This window comes from Candidatus Magnetominusculus dajiuhuensis (assembly GCF_046044395.1).
GTDB lineage: Bacteria > Nitrospirota > Thermodesulfovibrionia > Thermodesulfovibrionales > Magnetobacteriaceae > Magnetominusculus > Magnetominusculus dajiuhuensis.
In genome coordinates this window covers 1-3911 of the sequence record NZ_JBJUSG010000197.1, presented here as the reverse complement: position 1 = coordinate 3911, position 3911 = coordinate 1, and the positions used below count along the sequence as shown (strand labels likewise).

The following is a 3911-nucleotide window of genomic DNA, read 5'->3' as shown; positions in this document are numbered from 1 at the left end:
CCACCTCAAAAAAAAGGGGGGGGGGGGCTGCTTTACTATTGTGACACAGTCTGTTGTCCAGAATCGTCCCTTAAGTGGTTGTTCCATGATGATTTTGCATATTCTGAGATATAAGGATAGATTCTGGACAAGCCGGAATGACAGACAAAGAAAAGAATAGTTTGGAAATCATTGCAACTCCCACTGAACACCTGTTTTATCCATCAGAACAAATTTACCGTGGTAATCGGCTACTTGACATTGCGCCAGTTCTATATTATTATAGGCGCGATGCCGTTGTGAATCGGCGCTGTCTCACGGTGGCTAATCGCGCGGCTAAAATTGCCTGTATATTATGTACGGTTGAGGTTAAGTTTGAGCTATCTGAGAAATAAATACATAGCCCTTGGCGTATTTGCGGTTGTGGCAATAGTTGCTATCGGATGGCTGTTGACTTATAATCTGGTCAACCATGCCGAGTATGAAGCCCGCCAAAACAGCACTGCTACGATAAGAATCCTGAAAAACAGGCTCTTAGGGGAGTTAAACAAATACGAGCAGGCCGTTATGACCCTCGCAAGGTCGCCGTGGGTAGTTGACGCACTAAAGACTGGCGGGGACATCGGAAAGGCCAACTCCGTCCTTGACAGATATAATGAACAGTTTCACTCGGCGGTGTGTTATATCCTTGACCTCAAAGGCATCACTATCATGTCCTCTAACCGGTACAGTGAAGACAGTTTTATCGGTAAATCCTATGCCTTCAGGCCGTATTTCACACAGGCGGCGGCCGGCAAAGTTGGCCGCTATTTTGCACTTGGGGTAACATCGAACAGGAGGGGCTACTATGTGTCCTCCCCTATCACAGATGAACACGCCAAAGTCATCGGCATTGCCGTGATAAAGCAGGACATTGACGAAATCGAGAATGACTTTCGGCACTACCCCTATTGTTTTCTGGTTGACCCGCACGGAGTTGTGTTTATATCGGGCGACGCGGCTCTGGCCAATCAAAGCCTCTGGCCCCTGAAAAGAAATGAAGAGCTGAATTTACTGCAATCAAGACAGTTTGGAAATAAGCCCTTCAGGTCAATACTAAACGCCAGATATAGAAACGGCGACCAAATCTCCTTTAAACACCACACCTACACTTTTATAGAAGAACCAATAGATATTGACGGATGGTCAATAGTCCTTTTCGCGTCAAACAGAGATGTGGATAGACACAGAACCTTTGGAATAGCCCTCACGGCGGCGCTATGTGCCGTCTTTTTGATCTTTTTCACCGGCACAATCACAATAGAGAGGTCGAAAAACATTGCCGTTGCGGCTAAAGAAGAACTCACAAGATTAATCAATGCCATGCCCGACATAGTGTTTTTTAAAGATGGGCAGGGTAAATGGCTGCAGGCTAACGATTTCGTCCTTAATTATTTTAACATAGACAGACAACTATACAAAGGCAAAACCGACCAGGAGATAGCCCTTGATAACGCTCACTACAAGGACGCCTTCAGCAGAAACATCGGGTTGGACGAGGAGGTATGGACTTCGGGGAATATCACAAGCAAGCAAGTTCCAATACAACACCCCGACGGCACAGTGGCGACATTTGATGTCCTGAAAACACCCGTGTTTTACTCCGATGGCAGACGTCGCGGCCTCGTTACCATCGGGCGCGACATAACCGGAAAGAAGCGGATTGAGGAGGCGCTGTCATATGAGCTGGAGATAAACAAGTCCCTTGCCGAACTCTCAGCGCTGCTTATACAATCCGGCTCCATAGAGGAGATATCAAAATTGACCATTGACTATGCCAGACGCATGACGGGCAGTAAATACAGCTTTGCCGGTTATATAGACCCCGACACCGGCTACCTTATATCTCCTACGCTGACCATGGATGTATGGGATGAGTGCAAGGTCGAGGGTAAAGGCATCGTATTTAAGGAATTCAGAGGGATGTGGGGCTGGGTTTTGAATAACAAGACGCCAATCTTGTGTAATTCTGTAATGGACGACCCCAGACATACAGGAGTTCCAAAAGGCCATATAACGATAGAGCGATTTTTATCATTTCCAGCCATGCTCGGTGACACGCTTGTCGGGCAAATCGCCCTGGCAAATCCCCTGACTAAGTACACAGAGAGTAACCTCAATACTGTTGGGCGCATTGCCGACCTCTACGCCATTGCCATAGAGCGTAAGAGGTCTGAACAGACACTGCTGAAATATCAAAACACCCTTGAGTACCTCGTAAAAGAGCGCACTAACGACCTCTTAAAGACAAATGAAGAGCTGCGCGCCGAGATAATCGAAAGAAAGAAGGCTGAGGCCGCCCTGACCGAAAGCGAGATCAAATACCGGCAGCTATTTGAGCTTACGCACGCGGGTATTCTGGTTATAGATAAAGATGGGACAATAACGCTGGTAAACCCTCGCATGGCGGAAATGCTTGGATTTGACGCAGCCGAAATGATGGGAAGGCATTTGTCTTCGTTCATCAGAGATCAATACGTAAACATATGCCGACACAGCATGGCGCGCCTTGCCCAGGGAATAAAAGGCCAGATGGAACTGGAATTCCAGAAAAAAGACGGCAAGGCCCTGTACGCTACAATCGAGACATCACCGATAATGGACCACCTCGGCAACTACGAAGGCGCGGTGGCAGGCGTCATTGACACAACCCTGCACAGGGAACTTGAAAATCAGCTCCTGCAGGCACAAAAAATGGAATCCATCGGGCAGCTTGCCGGAGGTGTCGCCCATGATTTTAACAACATCCTTTCGGCAATGACAAACTATGTATATCTGCTTAAGAGGCGGGTTAAAGACGATGTTGCCTCAACAGGTTATGCCACCCACATAGACGCCTCGATAGAACGAGCGGCAAATCTCACTAAAAGTCTGCTCGTCTTCAGCAGAAAACACATCTACGAACTAAAACCCACAAATATCTCAGACCTTGTACGCAATACAGAAGGACTGCTGGCGAGGCTCATAGGTGAGGACATTGAGATCAGGACGATAATCAATGTCCCCGGTGTAATGGTAATGGCAGACAAGACCCACATCGAAATGGCAATGATGAACCTCGTGGCAAACGCCAGAGACGCCATGCCCGAAGGCGGCGTGTTAACCATAGAACTTGGAATTGCCGGGGATAAGGATTTCTTACGAACTCATGGACTCACCGAAGAGCTTGGATATGTTTATATTAAGGCAACTGATACGGGAGTGGGCATGGATGAGGACACAATGGCGAAGATGTTTGACCCATTCTTCACGACAAAAGAAGTAGGCAAGGGAACCGGACTGGGGCTAAGCACAGTCTATGGGATTGTGAGGCTGCACAAGGGCCACATAGAGACAGAAAGCGCGATGGGAAAAGGCTCTGTTTTTACCATATATCTGCCAGTAGTGGAGGCTATCCCCCAAGTGAAGACGCCCAAACAACCCGCGCCCAAAACGGGTGTGACAGAGACGGTACTCCTTTCCGAGGACGACGACTCACTGAGGAAAATCACTGTCAAGGTACTCAAACGGGCAGGCTACAAGGTAGTCGAGGCGGTTGACGGCAATGACGCGGTAGAAAAATTCATTGAACACAAGGACGTTATAGATATCGCCGTACTGGACGTCATAATGCCAGGGAAAAACGGCAAGGCCGTCTATAATGAGATAAAGCTCCATAAACCCAACATAAAGGTACTGTTTATCAGCGGCCACACATATAACGTCATTCACGAAAAGGGCATCTTTGAGGAGGGCCTGAACTACATCGCGAAACCTATAATGACCGATGAGTTTCTCCTGAAGATACGGGATATTTTGGACAGGCGGGATTAGAGACCACGGTAATTTTGTTCTAACGAATAAAACAAGTTCTCATGGGAAGTTGCAATGATTTCCAGACTGTTCTTTTCTTT

At 47.6% G+C, this 3911-nt stretch carries 1 protein-coding gene; it reads left to right on the top strand.

The window, feature by feature from the left end; genetic code table 11:
- The first annotated feature begins 354 nt into the window (after positions 1–354).
- Positions 355–3831 (top strand): PAS domain S-box protein, encoded by a 3477-nt coding sequence (locus AB7D94_RS16640; RefSeq protein ID WP_420267188.1) that lies wholly within the window; start codon positions 355–357, stop codon positions 3829–3831.
- Positions 3832–3911: the final 80 nt, after the last annotated feature.